We start from the raw sequence: 20374 nt of genomic DNA, 5'->3' as shown, positions 1-20374 counted from the left end.
AAAAGAAAAGCGGCCTAGGCCGCTTTTCTTATTGTAGATATTGGTTCTTGCTCAACGTTAGGTTTACATCCAGTGGTTTATCCAAATACATATTATCTTTTACCGGGGTCAAAACCCTGGAACTAATAAAACCTTTTGCAGGTATCTGGACCGAAAAACTTTTCTTGGCCGATACTCCGGTGATTTCCTCTATGGCACGGGCCAAAAGCGGCTCATTGGGGTCTCCAAGGACACCTAGGTTGGCCAAATCTTCCGGGAGGACAATGTCGGGAGCTAGGCCACTCGTATAGTCGTAGAACCCAGCTGCGTTTTCATTTCTTCCCACCAAGGGCTGTATGCCCCAACTATTCTGGGAGTTGATGTTGCCTTCCCGGTCCTCATCATAAATAAATGCATTTTCGGGGTCATCCACCAAGGTGATGGAAAATTCATTTTTTCCCCTTGTGGTTTCTCCGATGTGGATAACATCCATATAAGGGACCAGACCGTTCATGACCAATTCACTGGCAGAGGCGGAGTCTTCCGTGGCCAACACATATACTTGACTTAAATTTAGTGAGTTTATGGCACTTGCTCCGGTGGAACTGGCGAAATAGTCTTCCAACTGTGCAGTGCTTAATTGGCTTTGTATCTTATCGTTCCAGCGTTGTCTAATATAGAGTTCACTGGTGTTGGTGCCATAGATCATACTGGCCAAGAGACGGGATGTGTTTACCGAGCCCCCTGGGTTGTAGCGCATGTCGAGAACAAGTTCCGTAGCCCCATCCGTCTTGAACTTTCCAAAGGCGGCATTGAGCTCTTCGTTAAAATCGCTCAAGAATCTGTTGTACATCAAATAAGCGATTTTGGTGCCGTTTATATCCAAGGTCTCGGCCACCAAAATGGGGTTTTCCACTTGGTTTTCAATTTTGGTCAAGGTCACTTCAGTGTCATTGTCCACAATTTCACCTCCAACAATGTCGGCCATCCCCAAGGTGTAGGTATCATTGCTTCCATAAAGAAGGCTGATGTAGTTGTCCTCGGTCAACTGTTGACCATCCACGCGTGTAAAGATGTCTCCCCTTTGAATGGTTTTGGTTGAGGCATCGGAATCAGGTACAATGTAAATAACATATCCGAAGACATTGAACTCATCCTGGAAATATTTAAGATTGAATTCCAGTCCGTTGCTTTTGGACACTCCAGAAAGATTGCTGACCAATTCGGTATAATCGTCGTTCAAAAAGCTAAAACGGTCATCATTAAAAAGAAGGACATCGTAGTAAAAGTTCCTTGGATTGGGGGTAGCTTCTACAAACGAAGTGTATTCATTATTGGAAGAGAACCTGTCATCGGCTAGATCAGGCACATCCCCTTGCCAAAAATACCATAGGTTCATGGCCTGCCACATAAAATGCTGGCTTATGGCAGAAGACCCTGGATTCAAACTTGGAGTTTCCCCATTTTTTATTTGGTCGTCATCATTGTTGCAGGCTGTAAAGAAGAACACTAGCCCCAACAGTGGAAGAAGATATTTTTTCATAGCTGAATTTTTATTGGATTCCTCAATTTTTGTTCCAAATATGTGATGAGGTTGGTAAGTAAGGCGATAAATTTTATAATTTCTTACAAATTTGCTGTACAAAATAGGTACATAAAAGCAGAATACAAATTTTTTGTAACAAATTTCGATATGTGTCGTCGTGATAATGTAGGCCGATATAAAGGGGCTGCAAACAACTAAGACAAACCAATGAAACAATCAGAGTTTTTAAATGTGGTGATGCCCTTTAAGGACAAGCTCTACCGACTGGCCAAGCGCCTTTTGGTATCGCGGGAGGAAGCAGAGGACGCCACACAGGAAATCCTGATGAAACTATGGTCAAAGAATGAGACCATGACGGAGTACAAGAACGTTGAGGCCTTTGCGATGACCATGACCAAGAACTTTTGTTTGGACCGATTGAAATCCAAGCAGGCCGGTAACCTAAAATTGGTACACAGCAATTACAGTGACGAAACCACTTCATTGCAACGCCAATTGGAAGCCGAGGACAGTGTGCAGTGGATGGAACGGATCATGCAGGAACTGCCCGAACAACAAAAAATGGTATTGCAATTACGCGATGTGGAACAATACGAATTTGAGGAGATATGTGAATTGATGGACATGAAGCCCACTGCCGTACGGGTGGCATTGTCCAGAGCAAGAAAAACAGTACGGGAAGAATTGATAAAAAAACATAGCTATGGCATTGGATAACATAGAAAAATTATTGGAAAAGTACTTTGAAGCCAACACAACGGTGGCTGAGGAGGAAAAGCTTCGGGAGTATTTTGCACAAGAAAGCGTACCAGCGCACCTTGAGCCATACAAACCCATGTTCAATTACTTTTCCAACGCCAAGGAAGAACGGTTTACCAAGCAGGTTCCATTAAAAACCAGAAGTAATCTATACAAATGGATTTCCGTTGCAGCGGTCGCAGTTTTAACCTTTGGTATTTACTTTGGTAACGAGTACCAGGAAAGAAGGAAAGCGGAATACGCTTACCAGGAAACCAAAAAGGCTTTTGAACTTTTAGCGGAGAATTTTGGCCGAGGAACGGAGAAAGTGGCCTACCTAAAAGAGTTCGAGGAAGCAAAACAAAAAATTTACAACAACAATTAAAAACGAAAAACATGAGAAGGAATATTTTAATCATTTTGATCGCAGCTCTCCCATTGTCGGGATTTTCACAATCTTTGTTCGATAAGTTCGAAGACTTGGATGAGGTTACCTCCGTGGTGGTGAACAAGAGCATGTTCAACCTATTGGCAAAAATCGATGTGGAAGTGAACGACCCAGAGGCCCGGGATTTTATGGATATCGCCAGTAGCCTTAAAAGCTTGAAAGTTTTTACCACGGAAAACAAAAAGATAGGGGACGATATGAGGGCCTCCGTGAACAGTTACCTAAAATCTTCCCAGATGGAAGAGCTTATGCGTGTGAAGGACAAGGATGCCAATGTAAAGTTTTACATTAAACAAGGCAGGGACGATGACCATGTAAGCGAACTGCTGATGTTGGTCACCGATCTGAACGAAGTGGAGGCCGATGGCAGAAAGATAGAGACGGTACTGCTTTCATTGACCGGTGATATTGATTTGAACAAGATCAATTCCTTGACCAAAAAAATGAACCTTCCCGAAGAGTTGAACAGGGCGGGCAAAAAAGAGTAAGTCATTTATCGGTTGACAGTGATGGGGCTGTGGTGTAACAAAAATCAAGTTTCATCAACCAATCACTGTCAGCTGATTCTATTAAAAACAAATCAATCAAAAAAAGTACAGATGAAAAATATAGTAAAAGGCATTTTGGTAATGGGAGTGGCTCTTTTGGCTTCTTGCTCCTCACGCCAGAGTTTACAGGAATACTACGTGCACAATTCGGAGAATCCCAATTTTATCGTTGTGGATGTCCCGGCAAGTATCCTTAAAATGGATGCGGTGGATTTGACCCCGACCCAAAAGGAGGCGGTGGAATCCCTTCGGAAGTTCAACCTTTTGGCGTTCAAAAAGAATTCGGGCAATGCCGCAGAATTTGAAGTGGAGCGCAACAAGGTGCGGGAGATCCTAAAAAACGGTGACTTTGTGGAACTCATGAAGATCAACTCCAAGTACGGCAAGGGCGTGGTAAAATATTTGGGTGAGGAAGATGCCATTGATGAAGTGATCATCTACGGGGATAGTGATGACAAGGGCTTTGCCCTGGTTCGCGTTTTGGGCAAGGATATGAACCCGGCCCATATCATACAACTCATGCAGGCCATCCAAAAATCGGACTACAAAGGAGAGGGACTGGGAGAGATCGGCGAATTTTTGAAAGGATAACAATCGGGCACAACACAATCCAAGGGGCGACAATAGTTGCCCTTTTTTTATTGATATCTGCCAAATCCTCGGGGTTTTGTGACCTTCTTTTTTAACTTAGTGTCTCATAACAAGAACACTAACAAATCAACTACACTATGGAAAAAGCAGAAGAATGGATGAATTACGGCCTGGAATTGGCCAAGGAGTTTGGACCCAAGCTCCTCACCGCGATCCTTATCTACGTCATAGGCGCGTGGATCATCAAGAAAATTGTAAAGACCGCCAGAAAGGTCATGTCCAAAAGTAAATATGATGAGTCCTTACAACGATTTCTGTTGGATTTGGTATCCTGGGGCCTCAAAGTATTTTTGATCATCATAGTCATTTCAAGATTGGGCGTGGACGTTACCACCTTCGCTGCAGTGATAGCGGCGGCAGGTTTGGCTGTGGGGCTGGCTTTGCAAGGTTCCCTTTCCAATTTTGCCGGTGGGGTATTGCTCATGATCTTTAAACCGTACCGCATTGGCGATCTTATAGAGGCCCAAGGTGTTTTGGGTGTGGTAAAGGGCATCGAAATCTTCACCACCAAACTGGTGACTCCACAGAACAAGCTGGCCATTATCCCCAATGGGGCCATGGCCAATGGAAATATCATCAATTACACCGCCGAAGGCAAAATGCGGGTAGATACCATAATTGGTGTGGGCTATGGAGAGGACATCAAAAAAACCAAAGAGGTGTTGCTCAAGGTGCTTACCACGAACCCCAAGGTCTTGGAAGACCCGGCCCCTTCCGTAAACGTATTGGAACTGGCGGATAGCTCTGTGAACTTTGCGGTACGGCCTTTCTGTAAGCCCGAGGACTATTGGGATGTGTACTTTGCCACCTATGAAAACTGCAAATTGGCCCTGGATGCCGCTGGAATCGAAATTCCGTATCCGCACCAAGTGGAAATCCACAAGGAGGGATAGTTAAATTATCAAATCGGAGAAATTCGAGTTTAATTAAACCCCGGTGTAATTCGCTGGGGTTATTTGTTTCAATTCTGTTTTGATGGCATCCGAAACCTCCAGAGTCTCAATAAAATCAGCGATAGAGTTCTGGGTAATCTTTTCGTTTGTTCGGGTCAAGCCCTTAAGGGCTTCGTACGGATTGGGATAGCCTTCACGGCGTAAAATGGTCTGGATGGCCTCGGCCACAACAGCCCAATTATCCTCTAGATCTTGTTCAAATTTTGCTTGGTTCAATACGAGTTTGTTCAACCCCTTCAACGTGGATTGAAACCCAACTAAGGTATGGGCAAAGGGTACCCCTACGTTTCGAAGGACAGTACTATCCGTAAGATCGCGCTGCAATCGGGAAATGGGGAGTTTGGCCGATAAATGCTCAAAAATGGCATTGGCCAGTCCCAGGTTCCCTTCGGAATTCTCAAAATCTATGGGATTCACTTTATGAGGCATGGCCGATGAGCCCACTTCTCCCTTTTTTATTTTCTGTTTGAAATAATCCATGGAAATATAGGTCCAAACATCCCGGTTGAGGTCGATCAAGATGGTATTGATGCGCTTAAGGCAATCGAACAAAGCGGCCATATGGTCGTAATGCTCAATTTGGGTTGTGGGGAAAGAGTGGTAAAGACCCAATTTTTCCTGCACAAACTTGCTGCCGAAGGCTTTCCAATCGATGTTGGGATAGGCCACTTTATGGGCATTGTAGTTTCCTGTGGCCCCTCCAAATTTGGCGGCACTGGGAATATCGTTCAATAAATTGAACTGTTCTTTCAAACGTTCCACAAACACATCGATTTCCTTGCCAAGACGGGTAGGGGAGGCGGGTTGTCCGTGGGTACGCGCCAACATGGGTATGTTTTCCCATTCCTTGGCCAATTCCTTCAATTTTTCAAAAACCTCAAAATAGGAAGGAACATAGCTATCGTTCATCGCTTCCTTGATGGAAAGTGGAATGGCAGTGTTGTTGATATCCTGTGAAGTCAACCCGAAATGGATGAATTCTTTATGGTCTTCCAATCCCAAGGCATCAAAACGCTGCTTGATGAAGTACTCCACTGCCTTTACATCGTGGTTGGTGGTTTTTTCAATCTCTTTGATGGCCTGTGCATCTTCAGCAGAAAAATCCCTGTAAATGGACCGAAGCTCCTCAAACTTGGTGCCATCAAAATTGGCCAATTGGGGCAATGGGATTTCACAAAGGGCGATGAAATACTCAATCTCTACCTGAACGCGGTATTTGATGAGTGCTTCCTCGGAAAAGTAATTTTGTAAGGATTCAGTTTTGTTTCTATACCGACCATCGATCGGTGAAATGGCATTGAGTTGCGTTAGGGACATTTTTGCGTACTGTTTTGAAAGTGGCAAAGATACTCAAACTTGTAGAGTTTATTGGCTTAATTTGGCCAGCTTGTCCAGTGTTTTTTTGGCCCTGTTCTGATATCCGATCGTACCCGAGGCGTAGGAATCCTCTAAAATGATGCGTAATTCAGGATGTACCCAATCAAATTTGAACCCCAAATAATAAAGACTGGTCATGGAAAAGACCTTTGGGGCCATGTTCATGGGGCTGATGAGCCAGTCGAAACAGGAGATCATTATTTTTTCAAGATGCTCATCAGCAATATTCCTGATGAAAATAAGGTCTCTTTTCTTGAAATAAGCCTCTGTGACCATTTCACAGACATGGGCCATGGGGCGGATGCAGGATTCGCTCTGAAGTTCGGACAGGCTATTGGTGAAAAGGGTCATCATGGGCAATAGGTAGACCAATCTTTTCCGCATTAAATGATCAAAGGTCCAGCTGGCATTGAAAGTTCCTGTTTTGTCCTCTTGGAGAACTTCAAGAAAGAGTGACTCGGTCAACGAAGGTTGTTTCACCAATTGTTCCACCAATTGATCTATATGGACTTTGGAAAGTCTTCCTGAATGCAAATGGATATGTAGCTGTTGTTTGGTCACAAAAGTGTATTTTTAGTTAAAATCCATTACGAATGAAAATAGCGAAAAAAATAGGAATTGCCTTGTTGGTCGTCCTGATTGGTATGCAGTTTTACAGACCAAACAAAAATCTGTCCGATGGTGATTATGTTGCAGTTTTTGAGGCCGAGACCCAACCTAGTACAGAGGTCAAACAGATTTTGAAGTCTACCTGTTATGATTGTCATAGCGGAAACACGGTCTATCCTTGGTACAATAATGTGGCACCCATTTCGTATTGGTTGGACCACCATGTCCAAGAAGGTAAGGAGGAGCTTAATTTTTCGGATTGGGGAAATTATTCGGACAAAAAGAAAGATCATAAGCTGGAAGAATTGGTCGAGGAAGTTAAAAAAGGCAAAATGCCTCTCAAAGAATATACATGGACCCACAAAGAGGCCAGACTTACCGAAGCACAGAAAAAAAGTTTGTTGGATTGGGCCATTGGAGTCAGGTCATTGTATCAAATAAGTGATTCACAAGAGTAGGCACCCCTTCCACAGCAGTTTGGGAAATTATGGTCAGGTTCCCAAAGTCCGATGGTCGTACACTGGGTTTGGGATCAATAAAAAAGATTGGGGTCTGCCCCGCCACATAATTCGCTAAACTGGCTGCAGGGTATACCTGCATGGAGGTCCCTATAATGATCAAGATATCCGCCAATTGGGTGATTTGTGCTGCAGTCTCCATCATGGGGACCATTTCCCCAAACCAGACTATATGGGGGCGCAGTTGGTGCCCGTTGGCGTCCACATCACCCAAGACCAAGTCCTTTTTCCATTCCAATACATGGGTTTCGTCCCGGGTACTACGCACTTTGAACAGCTCGCCGTGCAAATGCACCACATGGGAGCTGCCGGCCTGTTCATGGAGGTTGTCCACATTCTGGGTCACAATGCTCACCTCAAAATGTTTTTCCAAGTTTACCAAAGCATGGTGTCCTGCATTGGGACTGACCTCCAAAAGCTGTCGCCTGCGTTGGTTGTAAAAGTCAAGGACCAATTCAGGATTTTTGGCAAAACCTTGGGGAGAGGCTACTTCCATGACATCATGACCTTCCCATAGACCATTGGAATCACGAAAGGTCTTGAGGCCACTCTCCGCACTCATTCCTGCGCCAGTGAGCACCACTATTTTCTTTTTGGACATTATTTAGTTTTCTTAGTTGGAAGTTTGGGGCTACCAGAGCAGGGGAGTTTCAAAAATAGGAATTTCATTTTTTTCTATCTTGGCATTTATGCAAAATGATGATTTGTTGACCTATTTAGAGGGGTATTTGACCGATGAACGTAAGCAACGTTTCCTTGAGGTGTTGCAAAACCGTACCAAATTCCTGACCGTGGGCATTGAGGATGTGTACCAAATGCACAATACCAGCGCTATTATGCGGAGTTGCGATGTATTTGGTGTTCAAGAGGTACATGTGGTGGAAGATCGTTTTCAAAAACGGTTGGATAAAAACATAGCCGTTGGGGCCGAACAGTGGGTGGATGTGCATAAATATGGGGATGCTTCTGAATGCATCTCTAAATTGAAGCAATTGGGGTATCAAATCATCGCCACGACCCCACATAACGATTCCCTGCTGCTTCCTGACTTTTTTCCGAAGAAAAAAACTGCCGTGTTCTTTGGAACGGAGAAGGAAGGTTTAAGTGAGGAGGTGATGCAACAAGCGGATGGATACCTGAAAATACCCATGGTCGGTTTTTCGGAAAGCCTGAATGTTTCGGTATCAGCAGCAATCATTATACAAGAGTTGGCCCAAAAAATCAGGAAATCCAATGTGGATTGGCAACTCACCCAAACCGAAATTCTTGAGAAACGCTTGGACTGGACCAAGAAATCCATCAAAAGTGTGGAAGCAATTATTGAACGGTATCTTTCTGAATAAAGTTTTTTGTACATTTAGTTTCTAACCAATTCAAAAACAAATGAATACGATACTCTATATTCTGGCGGGAGTTGTGCTGCTCATTATTATTTTGGCGGTCATTGCACCCAAGACGTACCATGTTTCAAGATCCATTGTAATCGCGAAACCCAAATCCGAGGTTTTTGAAAACCTCCGATTTCTCAAGAATCAAGACCAATGGTCCCCTTGGAACCAGAAAGACCCCGATATGGAGAAAAAGTTCACGGGAACCGATGGAGAGGTGGGCGCGATCAGTTATTGGAATGGGAATAAGGATGTTGGCGAAGGAGAACAGGAAATCACCAAAATTGTGGAAGGTGAACGCGTTGAGTCCGAACTTCGATTCCTGAAACCTTGGAAGTCCACTTCCGATGCCTATTTGGCTACAGAATCCGTGGATCCCGATACCACCAAGGTGACTTGGGGGTTTTCCGGGAAAAACAAATTTCCGTTCAGTATTATGATGTTGTTCATGAACATGGATAAAATGGTAGGAAAGGATTTTGAGGAGGGCTTGGACAATTTAAAATCAAATTTGGAGGGGTAATATGGAACGAAACATGGTGGGATGGTTTGAGATTCCCGTTACCGATATGGACCGGGCCAAAAATTTTTACGAAGCGGTTTTTGGGGTTGCCATCCAGGTACATGATTTGGGCGGCACCAAGATGGGGTGGTTCCCATGGGATGAGGCCAAAACCGGTGCGGCGGGATGTCTTATCCAGAATACGGATTGGTATACGCCCAGCAATACGGAAGGGGTGTTGATTTATTTTGCCTGTACCGATTTGCAGCAGGAATTGGACCGTGTGGAGCCGTCAGGAGGCAAAATTTTAAAACCAAAGACCCAAATTAGTCCAGATGTGGGGTATATGGGATTGTTCTTGGATTCCGAAGGCAACCGGATTGCACTACATTCCAGAAATTGATCATTCTACCAGTTCCAAAAGGGCTATATCAAATGCATTGTCCAAAAGAACTTTACCTTTGGTAACAGTCACTTCAGTACCTGAATAGGTGTCGTATAATTTGGTGCCATCCCCAAAGAAACCTTTCACACTAAGGGATTTTTTGCCTTTGGGCAGGTCAAGTCCAACCACCACTTTATCCCGATAGTCCCCATCAACATAGGTTCTGGAAAACACATAAGGAGATTTGGATATACGTTTATGGCGCCCAGCTCCAATGGCAGGATGGTTCCTTCGGAACTGACCCAACTTTTGCCAGTGTTCGTGAATCTTTTGAACATTTGCCAGACTGTCCAATTCTTCCCAGTTCATGAAGGACCGTAAAGTGGCATCGCCTTCAGCTCCTTCAATGGTAAGGGTTCTGGAGGTTTCGTCCCCGTAGTATACTTGTGAAGCACCTGGGGTCAACAACAGAACATTGGCGGAGCGATAGGGTTTTTTGCGTTCCTTGTCAAAAGGGGAGGCATCGTCATGGGAGGTAAGATAGTTAAGGACGCTTTTTCCTTTTAGTTTGGTATTGAGTAGGCTGCTATATTTTTTGAAAATGGTTTCATATTCCTTCATGCCATCATCCTTCAACTCAAAATTGATCAGGCTTTTGAAGCCATAGTTGAAGTAATCCACTTTTTTGTCCCCAAAATCAAATTCCCGTCCTCCCGAAATGCCGTAGTCATACACTTCGCCGACCATATAAAAAGGATTATTGTCCAAAATATGATCCGGATGCTTCTTTTTCCACATTTCAAAGGCGTAATTGGCTTCTTTGTGCAAATCTGTCCATGCATTTTCGTTCACGTGCTTCACCGTATCCACACGGAACCCATCAACCCCAAAATCATTGATATAGTCGGTGAGCCACTTGATGATATAGTATCTTGGAGCTCTAGGATATTCTGTCCTTTCAAAGAACAGCTGCAATTCGTCCAGTTCTTGGCTCAACCGCCCCTCTTCCTTCCATTTGGCCAATAGGGCATCGGGAAGTTCCACGGATTCGTTGGATTCGGTAAGCACATCGGGTAAATTTTCTACCAAGGTGCATGCGGTGGTGGTTTCGTAGGAAGTGAAATCACATTTGGGGCCTGTGCGAACCCAATCATCTGGCCAGGCCGGGTCTTTTTCGGTAACAGGACCGGTATGGTTGAGCACCACATCCAAAAGAATGCGAATGCCCTTGGCGTGGGCCGTCTTTACCATGTTCTCCAAATCCTTTCGAGTGCCAAAATTAGGGTCCAAGGCTGTCCAATCCTTGGCCCAGTAGCCATGATAGCCATAGGTTTTTCCAGATCCTTCGTCCGTTGCTCCATGGATTTGCTCCACTAGCGGGGTGAGCCAAATGGCATTGATGCCCAAATCGGTAAAATAGCCTTCCCTGATCTTCTGGGTTACCCCTTGGAGGTCACCTCCTTCAAAGCCTCTGAGTACGGCAGTGTCCTCAGTTCTGTCAAAATTGATATCATTGTCCGGGTTCCCGTTGTTGAAACGGTCCGTAAGCAGAAAATAAATATTGGCCCCTTCCCATACAAAAGGAACCTCCTTTTTGGGGTTTTGTTCCTCAACTACCTGTTCTGTGGTTTGTTGCTCTTTTTTAGCTTCCCTACAACCGAACAAAATGGACAGAATTGACATGAGTACAAGTAGTTTTTTCATGCATTGGGATTTTCCCTAAAGCTATAAAATGAATATGGAAAACTAAAATTTATTTATAGTCCCAAGGCACTGCGGGTGTAGCGTAAAACGGTGTTCGTTACTTTCGGTTGAGTACTTTGTACTCTTCGTAACAGCTGGAAATGGCATCCAATATTTGCAGGTCATTGGCCGTATTGATGAAGGATTTTGAATAGTTACAGTTATTCAAAATGTCCTCGATGTCCACTTTTTCCAATTGCAGCAGTTCGGTGAGGGTTTCTCTATCAAATTTGGAGGCCAGAAGATTCCGGATGTTGTCATCTTCTTTCATCTGACGTAATTTCCGCATCTGTCTGGGCTTTTTACCAAAGAGGTTCCGCAGGAGGTCGGCCGGATTCAAGATGGCCCCCAAGACCTTGGTCACGGCACTGGGGCTCTTGTTGCCTCCTTCATAACTGGTGTTCAGGCCAGAGATGCTGTACTGATAAGCATTGTTGATGGGAAGATTCTTTACATCGATTTCCAAATAGCCTGTGAGCTGATAAGGCTTTACGATGACTTCTTCCAAGGCATAGGCTAGCTCGGTCAGCGCTATTTTGGTATCCTTGAACCGGAACATATCATTGGTGACCCGTACTTTTTGGGTCTTAAATCCCAAGTATGAAAGGTATAAGGTATCGTTTACAGCTGCCTGAATGGTGAATTTTCCATTTTGGTCCGTGATGGTCCCTTTTACCTGGTTAAGGTTAATGATGTGAACACTTTCCAAAGGAAAATCACTTTGGGCGTTGATTACTGTAGCGGTCAACTCTTCCTGAACGCTGGATTCGTCGTCATTTTGGGCAAAGCAAAATCCAACACTCAGAAAAAAAAGTAAAAGTAGATATCTTCTCATGCAATCTTTGTAGGTATAAAAATACTAAACAAAGAAAAATAAACAGGAAGCCCGTGTGATTTAATATAGAATTAACTAATAAAAGCCAGACCTCTTTTTGCCACCTTTCTTACCGTATCCACCTTTTTTTCCTCCTTTGAAGGATGGTTTGTTGCTTCCGCCTTTTCGGTGTCCACTTTTTCGATGTCCACGTTTTTTGCCTCCACCTTTTCCACCGCCACCACCGGGCTTGGTAGAAATTTCCACATTGATGAAGCGACCTTCCAATTTGAATTCGGTAAAGGTTTGGATAATTAATTCGGCCAGATGCGCATCCGAATTGAAGAAGGAGAAACTGTCTTTGGTGTCGACATTGAAAATATCTTCTTTTTCCAGGTTCAATGTATCCCTTAGAAAGTCTTTCAGCGACATCCAATCGTAACCATCGCGCTCACCAACATTGATAAAGTAACGCACGGAACCTTCATTTGGAATTTCTCCTTTGGAAGTCCCTTTGTCATCTCTATCCCTGCCACCATCTTGACTATTAAGGTCTTTGGTTTTGCTGTAATAGTTGTAGAACTGGGTAAACTCCACGGAAACTATTTTCTTGATAAGCTCTTCGCGGTCTATACCGTCCAATACATCATTGATGGCGGGAAGGTAACTATCAATCTCCTTGTTGATCTTGGTTTCCTTGATTTTGTTGGCCAAGTGATATAATTGAATCTCGCAGATTTCGATTCCATCAGGAATGTTTTTCTTTAGAAATTCCTGTTTGATTTTATTTTCAATGGCCTTGATCTTTCTCAGTTCGGAACGGGTGACAATAACCATGGAGATACCTGATTTACCGGCTCGTCCCGTACGTCCACTTCGGTGGGTATAGGTCTCGATCTCATCGGGCAACTGATAGTTGATTACGTGGGTCACGTCATCCACATCAATTCCACGAGCAGCCACGTCCGTAGCTACCAACATTTGCACCTGCTTTTTTCGGAAGGCATTCATGACCAAATCACGCTGGTTTTGGCTTAGATCACCATGCAATGCCCCTGCGTTGTATCCGTCTTCGATCAATTTTTCGGCCACACGTTGGGTATCGCGCTTGGTTCTACAGAAAACCACGGAAAAGATACCGGGATTGGCATCGGCCAAACGTTTCAGGGCTGCGTAGCGATCACGTCCACCTACCACATAGTACTCATGCTGTACCGTTGATGCTCCTGCATTTTTGGTGCCCACGGTGATTTCCACGGGTTGGTGCATGAATTTTTTGGCGATGGAAGCCACTTCCTTGGGCATGGTCGCTGAAAACAACCATGTCAATTTTTCTTGAGGGGTGTTGGATAAAATGTCTTTGATGTCCTCATAGAAGCCCATGTTCAGCATTTCATCGGCCTCATCCAATACACAATAGTCAATTTTGGAAATGTCCACCATGCCACGGCCGATCATGTCCTTCATCCGGCCAGGCGTGGCCACGACGATCTGTGCGCCACGTTTTATCTGTTTGGCCTGTTCGGTGATACTGGCGCCACCATAGATGGCCACGGTGTTCAGACCTTTAATGTATTTGGAGTATAATTTTAGTTCGTTGGTAATCTGCAAACACAGTTCACGGGTAGGGGAAAGAATCAAACCTTGTGTAGTCCGGCTCTCCGCATGGATCTTTTGGATCATGGGAAAACCAAAAGCAGCGGTCTTACCTGTTCCGGTTTGGGCCAAGGCCACCAAATCGGTGTCTTGTTCCAAAAGAATGGGGATTGATTTTTCTTGTACTTCGGATGGAGATTCAAATCCAAGATCGGAAATAGCATCCAATAGGGGTTGATCTAACCCCAAGGCTTCAAATTTTGTCATAGCGGTGTATACCTTAAATCGCAAATATGTTGTGTTGCATAGAGCGATTTTCGTATAACCCTTTCAAGCCCATCGCAACACCTTGCCCATACCGGCGGCGTTAATAAAGCGGCAAATGTACGCTAAATATATTCCGTGGAAGCTTTTATGCTTTCTTTTTTAAAAAGTCCACCAGTTTCTGGATGGCCCTTCCCCTGTGGCTGATAGCATTTTTGGTCTCCGCGGACAGTTCCCCAAAGGTTTTGTCATAGCCTATAGGCATGAAGATGGGGTCGTATCCAAAACCACCCGTTCCAGTCTCTTTTTCGGTGATGACACCTTCAACAATCCCTTCAAAGACAAGGCTTTTACCACCTGTATTCAAGTGGATGGCGGTTTTGAAATGCGCATTCCTATTCTCTTTCCCTTTCATTTCGGAAAGTAATTTGCCCATATTGTCTTGGGCGTTTTTTTGCTCTCCGGCATATCGGGCGGAGTAGACCCCGGGTTGGCCGTTGAGCACATCCACCAAAAGCCCCGTATCGTCTGAAAAACAGTCAAAACCATAGGTTTGGGTCACAAAATCGGCCTTGATTTTGGCATTTTCCTCCAAGGTCTCCCCAGTTTCAGGGATTTCATCAAAACAGCCAATATCCTTTAGGGAGAGCAGTTCAATGGAGTTGGGAAGCAATTGTTGTACCTCACGGAGTTTATGGTCGTTATGGGTGGCAAAGACAAGTCTCACACTATAAAATTCAGATAAGGCTCAAAAGTAGTAATTTCGAAGCATAACTTTTGGAATATGGGACTACGGATACCCCCAGCTTTGGTGCTACTTGTTTTTAGCGGTCTGATGTATGTTTTGGACAGTTTTTTGCCCTTTGGGGAGTTTGATTTTTTTGGACGCAAAACACTTTCGATGGTACTTTGTGGATTGGGTATTTTAGTGATACTTATCGCAGTGGGCCAATTTTTGGACTCTAAAACCACGGTGGATCCCTTGAGCCCCGAAAAGGCAAGAAAATTGGTGACCAACGGTATTTATGTATTCACCAGGAACCCCATGTACTTGGGGATGCTTCTTTTTTTACTGGCCTTTGGCCTTTGGTTGGGCAATGCGTTCAACACCCTTTTGGCTGCCGGATTTGTATCATATATGAACCATTTTCAGATTCAAAATGAAGAAAAGGCATTGGAGGAGGTATTTGGAAAGGAATATCGGATGTATTCCAAGATTACCCGGCGTTGGTTTTGAACGCAATCATTACAAAAAAGTGGATTTCGGGTGCCATTTCAAACATTTTAAAAGCGTTTTTTGATTTATCCGCAATTCTGTAAGGTTTTGGTCGGGTTCCAATTTGGATGATGGAATTAATGCTTAATTTTACGCCTTAATTTTTTGAGAACATCATGGTAGAAGAGGGACGCAAATACGTTTTCGATTTTGATAGCACCCTTACCCGGGTAGAGGCATTGGATGTCTTGGCGGAAATTACCCTTCAAGGCAAATCCAATAAGGAAGAAGTTGTCAAGGAGATCCAGAGAATTACCAACTTGGGAATCGATGGGGACATTTCATTTACGGAATCCCTTGAAAAAAGAATTCGATTATTGAATGCGCACAAGAACGATTTGGAGCGTTTGGTGGGTGAATTGCGACACAAAATTTCCAAATCCATAGCATCGAACAAAGACTTTTTTAAAGAGTTTTCGGATGATATTTATGTGATTTCCTGCGGATTCAAGGAATTTATCGATCCTATAGTAAAAGAGTACAACATTCCATCCGATCGGGTTTATGCCAATACCTTTAAATTTGATGAAGAAGGAAACATCATTGGATTCGATGAAGCCAATGTTCTCGCTTCCCATAATGGGAAAATTGAGTGTTTAAAAAACTTGGATTTGGATGGCGAGGTCCAAGTGATTGGTGATGGCTATAGCGACTATGTGATGCGTGAGGCCGGAATTGCCCATAAGTTTTTCGCCTATACTGAAAATGTGCACCGTGAGAAAGCGACGAACAATGCGGACCACGTAGCACCTAACCTAGATGAATTTTTATTTGTGAACGATTTGCCACGTAATTTATCCTATCCCAAGAACCGAATCAAGATATTATTGCTTGAAAATGTCCATCCCGATGCTTTCAAAAACCTGTCGGAAGAAGGGTTTTCCGTAGAATTGGTCAAGCACAGTCTTTCCGAAGACGACTTAGTTGAGCGTATCAAGGGAGTGCATGTGTTGGGTATACGTTCCAAGACCCAGGTAACCCAAAAGGTTCTGGATGCTGCCAACAAACTTTTGGTAGTGGGAGCCTTCTGTATTGGTACCACTCAAATCGATTTGGAATACAGCAAGAAAAAAGGGGTTGTGGTGTTCAACGCACCCTACAGCAATACCCGTTCCGTAGTGGAACTGGCCATAGGGCAGACCATTATGTTGATGCGAAGCATTTTTCCGCGTAGTACGGAAATCCATAACGGTGAGTGGAACAAAACCGCAGCCGGTTCCCAAGAGGTGAGAGGCAAGAACTTGGGTATTGTAGGTTACGGAAACATTGGAAAACAAATGTCTGTTTTGGCAGAGGCCATGGGGATGAAAGTATATTATTACGACGTAAACGATCAGTTGGCCATAGGTAATGCCGTTAAGTGCAGCACCTTGGAAGACTTATTGTCCGTTTCTGATGTGGTAACCTTGCATGTGGATGATAACAAGGCGAATAAAAACTTCATTGGTGAGCGTGAAATCAACCAAATGAAAGACGGCGCCAAGCTTATTAATCTTTCCCGTGGATTTGTGGTGGATATCGATGCTTTGGCCGCAGCCATTAAAAGTGGAAAACTGGGCGGAGCCGCTGTGGATGTGTATCCTTCCGAACCACGAAGCAACGGTTCTTTTGAAACACCATTGCAAGGACTTTCCAATGTGATTCTTACACCTCATATTGGTGGAAGTACGGAGGAGGCCCAACGTGATATAGCCGACTTTGTGCCAAACAAGATCATGGATTACATTAACTCAGGGAACACTGTGGATGCGGTGAATTTTCCCAATATTAGACTGCCCAAGCAAAACAAGGCGCACCGCTTTTTACATATCCATAGGAATGTTCCGGGGATCATGGCCAAAATCAATGAGGTGTTGGCCAAGTATGGTTTGAACATCACGGGTCAGTACCTTTCCACAGATTCAGAAGTAGGGTATGTAATCTCTGATTTGGACAAGGAGTACAACAAAGACGTCATCAAAGAACTTAAGGCGATAGAAAACACCATTAAGTTCAGGGTACTTTACTAGGCAAAACTCAAGTGTCAAGAATCTAGAGTTAAGAATCACAAGACGAAAGAGAAAAGATAAAGTTCGCGAGAAAGTAAATCAATAACTGAATCAACAAATCCCAAGTACCAAATCCTAAAATAAGCTAAAGCTCAAGAACCAAGTGAGATCAGCGTCTTTGCTCTTGAATCTTTAAGCGAAGCGGTCTAAGATTTAATCATTGATGGTGATAAGGTTCGTTCCGAAGAATCGTGAACCCTCGGTACAATTGCTCTACAAAGAACAAGCGTACCATTTGGTGGGAAAAGGTCATTTTGGACAGGCTTATTTTTCCATTGCACCTGTTGTAGACCGTATCACTGAAGCCGTAGGGACCACCAATGGCTAGCACCAAATTCTTTATGCCACTGTTCATTTTCTTTTGGAGGAATTGGGAAAACTCGACCGAGGTATACTGTTTCCCTTTTTCATCAAGTAAGATGAGTACATCGGAATTTTGGAGCTGTCCCAAAATCAGTTCCCCTTCCTTTTCCTTTTGTTGGGCTTCGGAAAGATTTTTACTGTTTTTAATATCGGGAATAACCTGTAGCTGAAACTTGATGTAGTGTTGCAATCGCTTTTCGTAGATGGCGATAAGTCGTTCTAGATCAGGATCATCGGTTTTGCCTATGGCGATCAAGGTAATCTGCATCCCCAAAAATAATCCTTTGTGTTGAAACAAGAACCATGTACTGGGCATGGGTAAGGAGGAATGTTTTTACTATTTTCGTTAAAACCCCTCGTGGATGATATCCGAAGAACAATTTCAGAAAGAACTCAGTTTGATCATTGCCAACGCCATTCGGGAAGATGTCGGGGATGGCGACCATAGCTCATTGGCCTGTATTCCGGCAACTGCCATGGGTAAGGCAAAACTTTTGGTAAAGGATGAGGGCGTACTGGCCGGTGTGGCCTTTGCCCAACAAGTATTTCAGTATGTGGACCCTGAACTTAAGGTCGAAGTTTTACTACCTGATGGCACCTTGGTCAAGCATGGTGATATTGCCTTTTACGTGGAGGGAAGTTCCCAAAGCATTCTAAAGGCCGAACGTTTGGTACTCAATGCCATGCAGCGGATGAGTGCCATTGCCACAAAGACCCAATACTATGTTTCGCTTCTGGAAGGTACCGGTGCCAAGATTTTGGACACCCGAAAGACCACCCCGGGTATTCGAGCCTTGGAAAAATGGGCCGTTAAGATCGGAGGTGGCGAAAACCATAGGTTTGCATTGTATGATATGATCATGTTGAAGGACAACCATATCGACTTTGCCGGTGGAATCACAAAAGCTATCCAAAAGACCCAACAGTATTTAAGGGACGAAGGCAAGGATTTAAAGATCATTGTGGAGGCAAGGAATTTGGATGAAGTGGAAGAAATCCTGCAATCCAAAGGCGTCTACAGGATTTTGCTGGATAATTTTGATTATGAAGATACCAGAAAGGCTGTGCAACGCATAGGGGATCAGTGCTTTACCGAATCTTCGGGCGGAATTACGGAAGATACTATACGGAAATATGCTGAGTGTGGTGTGGATTATATATCCTCAGGGGCATTGACACATTCTGTATATAACATGGACCTTAGTTTAAAAGCGGTTTAGATGTCTGTAGCCATAGAAGAGCAGTTGGAAAAAATACCCGTGGTCAATTGGCTGGTTCGGTTATTGAAAAACATAAAACTCAAGGCTTTTGAGGGACTCTCTTTCTATGATTTGATGGAAATGTATGTGGTCGGTATCGTAAAAGGTGCCGTTTCCACACGGGCTAGTTCCATTGCGTTTAGCGTATTCATGGCCTTGTTCCCGCTGCTTATCTTTATGGTAACGCTTATTCCTTTTGTTATTCCATATGTGCGGGTGGGAAACGAAAATTTTGATGCCCAGTTCCTCCTTTTTCTGGAATCTTTCCTGCCTTCGGCAACGGGAGATTATTTTGGGGAGATCTACCAACAGATCAAGGACCAGAAACAAGGTGGGTTGTTGTCGTCCGCCTTTGTGTTGTCCATTTTCTTGGTAGCCAATGGGGTCAATGCCATTTTTGGCGGTTTTGAAAACTCCTATCATGTGGAACTCACCCGGAATTTTTTTAGGCAATACCTCTATGCATTCATGGTGGGGCTGTTATTGTCCATTTTGCTGATTGTGGGTGCCGTGGCCTTTGTGTATTTTGAGTTCTATATTGTGGAATACACCAGCGAATACTTTGGAAAGACCTTTGGAACCGATATTGAAAAAGGGGATACAGTAGGAATCCAATTGGCCAAAATCCTGTTTTTTATGGTACTGTCCTATCTGACCACCTCCATTCTCTACTATTTCGGGACGGCCGAAGGACGCAAGGCCAGGTTCTTTTCGGCAGGGGCCTTGATGACGACCCTGTTGTTTGTGCTCACTTCCTATCTTTTTGGGATCTATGTGGAAAAATTTGCTCGATATAACGAACTTTATGGGGCACTGGGGGGATTGTTGATTTTGATGGTGTTCATTTGGTTGAATTCCAATATCTTATTGTTGGGTTTTGAACTGAATGCCACCTTGAATTCATTAAAGAAGCGGCATGAAAGGCACCAAGATGTTCCATAAATGTTTTTTTGTTTTGACCGTATTGGCTTTCCAGAACATGTGGTCCCAATCCGTATTCGGAAAATGGAAGACGGTGGACGACCGAAGTGGGGCTACAAAGGCCATTGTGGAGATTTATCGCGAAAATGGGATGTTGCAGGCGAGAATCATCGATATTTTGGAAAAAGGGAAGAAAAATGCGCTCTGTACCAAGTGTAAGGGGAAGTTCAAGAACCAACCCGTATTGGGGATGAAGATTTTTCAAAACCTTATAAAGAACGATAAGGATGAGTATAAGGGCACGAATATGTTGGACCCTGAACACGGAATGACCTTCAGGGGAAAATTGTGGCTCCATCCGGAGGATATGGATAAATTAATGGTCAGGGGCTATTTGGCATTTTTATACAGGACCCAGACGTGGCATCGGGTAAAGGAAGAATAAGTG

General features: G+C 44.0%; 23 protein-coding genes. 14 read left to right on the top strand and 9 right to left on the bottom strand.

Translation table 11 applies throughout. From position 1 onward, the window contains the following. Positions 1–28: 28 nt before the first annotated feature. On the bottom strand, positions 29–1522 hold the full coding sequence (locus tag F8C76_RS05830; protein ID WP_152130846.1) for a GFO_1087 family putative carboxy terminal peptidase: 1494 nt from the start codon (positions 1520–1522) through the stop codon (positions 29–31). Positions 1523–1732: 210 nt separating this feature from the next. Here F8C76_RS05830 and F8C76_RS05825 point away from each other — a divergent pair, with 210 nt between their 5' ends. The 5 genes from F8C76_RS05825 (at position 1733) to F8C76_RS05805 (ending at position 4803) form a co-directional block, all read left to right on the top strand. Continuing rightward, positions 1733–2242 (top strand): GFO_1088 family ECF-type sigma factor, encoded by a 510-nt coding sequence (locus F8C76_RS05825; protein WP_129652681.1) that lies wholly within the window; start codon positions 1733–1735, stop codon positions 2240–2242. After that, positions 2229–2648 (top strand): PG0215 family putative anti-sigma factor, encoded by a 420-nt coding sequence (locus tag F8C76_RS05820; protein WP_152130845.1) that lies wholly within the window; start codon positions 2229–2231, stop codon positions 2646–2648. The genes F8C76_RS05825 and F8C76_RS05820 overlap by 14 nt, the downstream gene beginning before the upstream one ends. 11 nt (positions 2649–2659) lie before the next feature. After that, the gene (locus F8C76_RS05815) at positions 2660–3199 is read left to right on the top strand and encodes a GFO_1090 family protein (RefSeq protein WP_152130844.1); all 540 of its coding nucleotides are present in this window, start codon (positions 2660–2662) and stop codon (positions 3197–3199) included. Between the two features lie 111 nt (positions 3200–3310). Further along, positions 3311–3850 (top strand): GFO_1091 family lipoprotein, encoded by a 540-nt coding sequence (locus F8C76_RS05810; protein WP_152130843.1) that lies wholly within the window; start codon positions 3311–3313, stop codon positions 3848–3850. Positions 3851–3987: 137 nt separating this feature from the next. Next, complete coding sequence (locus tag F8C76_RS05805; protein ID WP_152130842.1) at positions 3988–4803, top strand: mechanosensitive ion channel family protein; 816 nt, start codon at positions 3988–3990, stop codon at positions 4801–4803. A gap of 33 nt (positions 4804–4836) precedes the next feature. Here the strand turns inward: F8C76_RS05805 and purB are convergent, their stop codons facing one another. Both purB and F8C76_RS05795 read right to left on the bottom strand, forming a co-directional pair. Then, positions 4837–6180, bottom strand: a complete 1344-nt coding sequence (gene purB, locus F8C76_RS05800) for an adenylosuccinate lyase (protein ID WP_152130841.1) — start codon at positions 6178–6180, stop codon at positions 4837–4839. Positions 6181–6228: 48 nt separating this feature from the next. Continuing rightward, positions 6229–6801 carry a hypothetical protein gene (locus F8C76_RS05795; RefSeq protein ID WP_152130840.1) on the bottom strand — a complete coding sequence of 191 codons (573 nt, stop codon included), beginning with the start codon at positions 6799–6801 and terminating at the stop codon, positions 6229–6231. Between the two features lie 32 nt (positions 6802–6833). On the opposite strand from F8C76_RS05795, the gene F8C76_RS05790 reads away from it, so the two are divergent. After that, positions 6834–7307 (top strand): heme-binding domain-containing protein, encoded by a 474-nt coding sequence (locus F8C76_RS05790; protein WP_152130839.1) that lies wholly within the window; start codon positions 6834–6836, stop codon positions 7305–7307. On the opposite strand, the gene F8C76_RS05785 is transcribed toward F8C76_RS05790, so the two are convergent. Then, on the bottom strand, positions 7270–7968 hold the full coding sequence (locus F8C76_RS05785; protein WP_152130838.1) for an SIR2 family NAD-dependent protein deacylase: 699 nt from the start codon (positions 7966–7968) through the stop codon (positions 7270–7272). The two genes, F8C76_RS05790 and F8C76_RS05785, sit on opposite strands and share 38 nt — an antisense overlap. 88 nt (positions 7969–8056) lie before the next feature. On the opposite strand from F8C76_RS05785, the gene F8C76_RS05780 reads away from it, so the two are divergent. The 3 genes from F8C76_RS05780 to F8C76_RS05770 are packed head-to-tail and all read left to right on the top strand — an operon-like array spanning position 8057 to position 9660. Beyond that, positions 8057–8710 (top strand): TrmH family RNA methyltransferase, encoded by a 654-nt coding sequence (locus F8C76_RS05780; protein ID WP_152130837.1) that lies wholly within the window; start codon positions 8057–8059, stop codon positions 8708–8710. 40 nt (positions 8711–8750) lie between these two features. Beyond that, entirely contained in the window at positions 8751–9278 is a 528-nt protein-coding gene (locus tag F8C76_RS05775; RefSeq protein WP_152130836.1) for an SRPBCC family protein, read from the top strand. 1 nt (position 9279) lies between these two features. Beyond that, complete coding sequence (locus tag F8C76_RS05770) at positions 9280–9660, top strand: VOC family protein (protein WP_170283984.1); 381 nt, start codon at positions 9280–9282, stop codon at positions 9658–9660. Here F8C76_RS05770 and F8C76_RS05765 read toward each other — a convergent pair whose 3' ends face one another. From F8C76_RS05765 to F8C76_RS05750, 4 genes are all read right to left on the bottom strand, one after another. Next, positions 9661–11346 (bottom strand): alpha-amylase family glycosyl hydrolase, encoded by a 1686-nt coding sequence (locus tag F8C76_RS05765; RefSeq protein WP_152130835.1) that lies wholly within the window; start codon positions 11344–11346, stop codon positions 9661–9663. A 97-nt stretch (positions 11347–11443) separates the two neighbouring features. After that, positions 11444–12220, bottom strand: a complete 777-nt coding sequence (locus F8C76_RS05760; protein WP_152130834.1) for a carboxypeptidase-like regulatory domain-containing protein — start codon at positions 12218–12220, stop codon at positions 11444–11446. A 75-nt stretch (positions 12221–12295) separates the two neighbouring features. Beyond that, positions 12296–14062: a DEAD/DEAH box helicase gene (locus F8C76_RS05755; protein WP_152130833.1), complete on the bottom strand. Its 1767-nt coding sequence runs from the start codon at positions 14060–14062 to the stop codon at positions 12296–12298. A 145-nt stretch (positions 14063–14207) separates the two neighbouring features. Beyond that, positions 14208–14786, bottom strand: a complete 579-nt coding sequence (locus tag F8C76_RS05750) for a non-canonical purine NTP diphosphatase (RefSeq protein ID WP_152130832.1) — start codon at positions 14784–14786, stop codon at positions 14208–14210. A gap of 57 nt (positions 14787–14843) precedes the next feature. Here F8C76_RS05750 and F8C76_RS05745 point away from each other — a divergent pair, with 57 nt between their 5' ends. Further along, positions 14844–15296: a methyltransferase family protein gene (locus F8C76_RS05745; protein WP_152130831.1), complete on the top strand. Its 453-nt coding sequence runs from the start codon at positions 14844–14846 to the stop codon at positions 15294–15296. Positions 15297–15451: 155 nt separating this feature from the next. After that, positions 15452–17344 carry a phosphoglycerate dehydrogenase gene (serA, locus tag F8C76_RS05740; protein WP_152130830.1) on the top strand — a complete coding sequence of 631 codons (1893 nt, stop codon included), beginning with the start codon at positions 15452–15454 and terminating at the stop codon, positions 17342–17344. A gap of 196 nt (positions 17345–17540) precedes the next feature. Here serA and rlmH read toward each other — a convergent pair whose 3' ends face one another. After that, positions 17541–18014, bottom strand: coding sequence for a 23S rRNA (pseudouridine(1915)-N(3))-methyltransferase RlmH (gene rlmH / locus F8C76_RS05735; RefSeq protein ID WP_152131476.1), 474 nt, complete (start codon positions 18012–18014; stop codon positions 17541–17543). 94 nt (positions 18015–18108) lie between these two features. Between rlmH and nadC the strand changes: the two genes are divergently transcribed. From nadC to F8C76_RS05720, 3 genes are read left to right on the top strand one after another with little or no spacing between them, the layout of a single operon-like run. Continuing rightward, positions 18109–18966, top strand: a complete 858-nt coding sequence (gene nadC / locus F8C76_RS05730) for a carboxylating nicotinate-nucleotide diphosphorylase (protein WP_152130829.1) — start codon at positions 18109–18111, stop codon at positions 18964–18966. Then, positions 18967–19947, top strand: coding sequence for a YihY/virulence factor BrkB family protein (locus F8C76_RS05725; RefSeq protein WP_152130828.1), 981 nt, complete (start codon positions 18967–18969; stop codon positions 19945–19947). Continuing rightward, a complete protein-coding gene (locus tag F8C76_RS05720; RefSeq protein ID WP_152130827.1) occupies positions 19922–20371 on the top strand; it encodes a DUF2147 domain-containing protein in 450 nt (149 codons plus the stop codon). The genes F8C76_RS05725 and F8C76_RS05720 overlap by 26 nt, the downstream gene beginning before the upstream one ends. The last annotated feature ends 3 nt before the right edge of the window (positions 20372–20374 follow it).

Origin of the sequence: Flagellimonas olearia (genome assembly GCF_009184425.1) — a bacterium.
Taxonomy (GTDB): Bacteria; Bacteroidota; Bacteroidia; order Flavobacteriales; family Flavobacteriaceae; genus Flagellimonas; species Flagellimonas olearia.
Note: the sequence above shows the minus strand (reverse complement) of the source record. Positions and strands in the feature narration are given on the sequence as shown.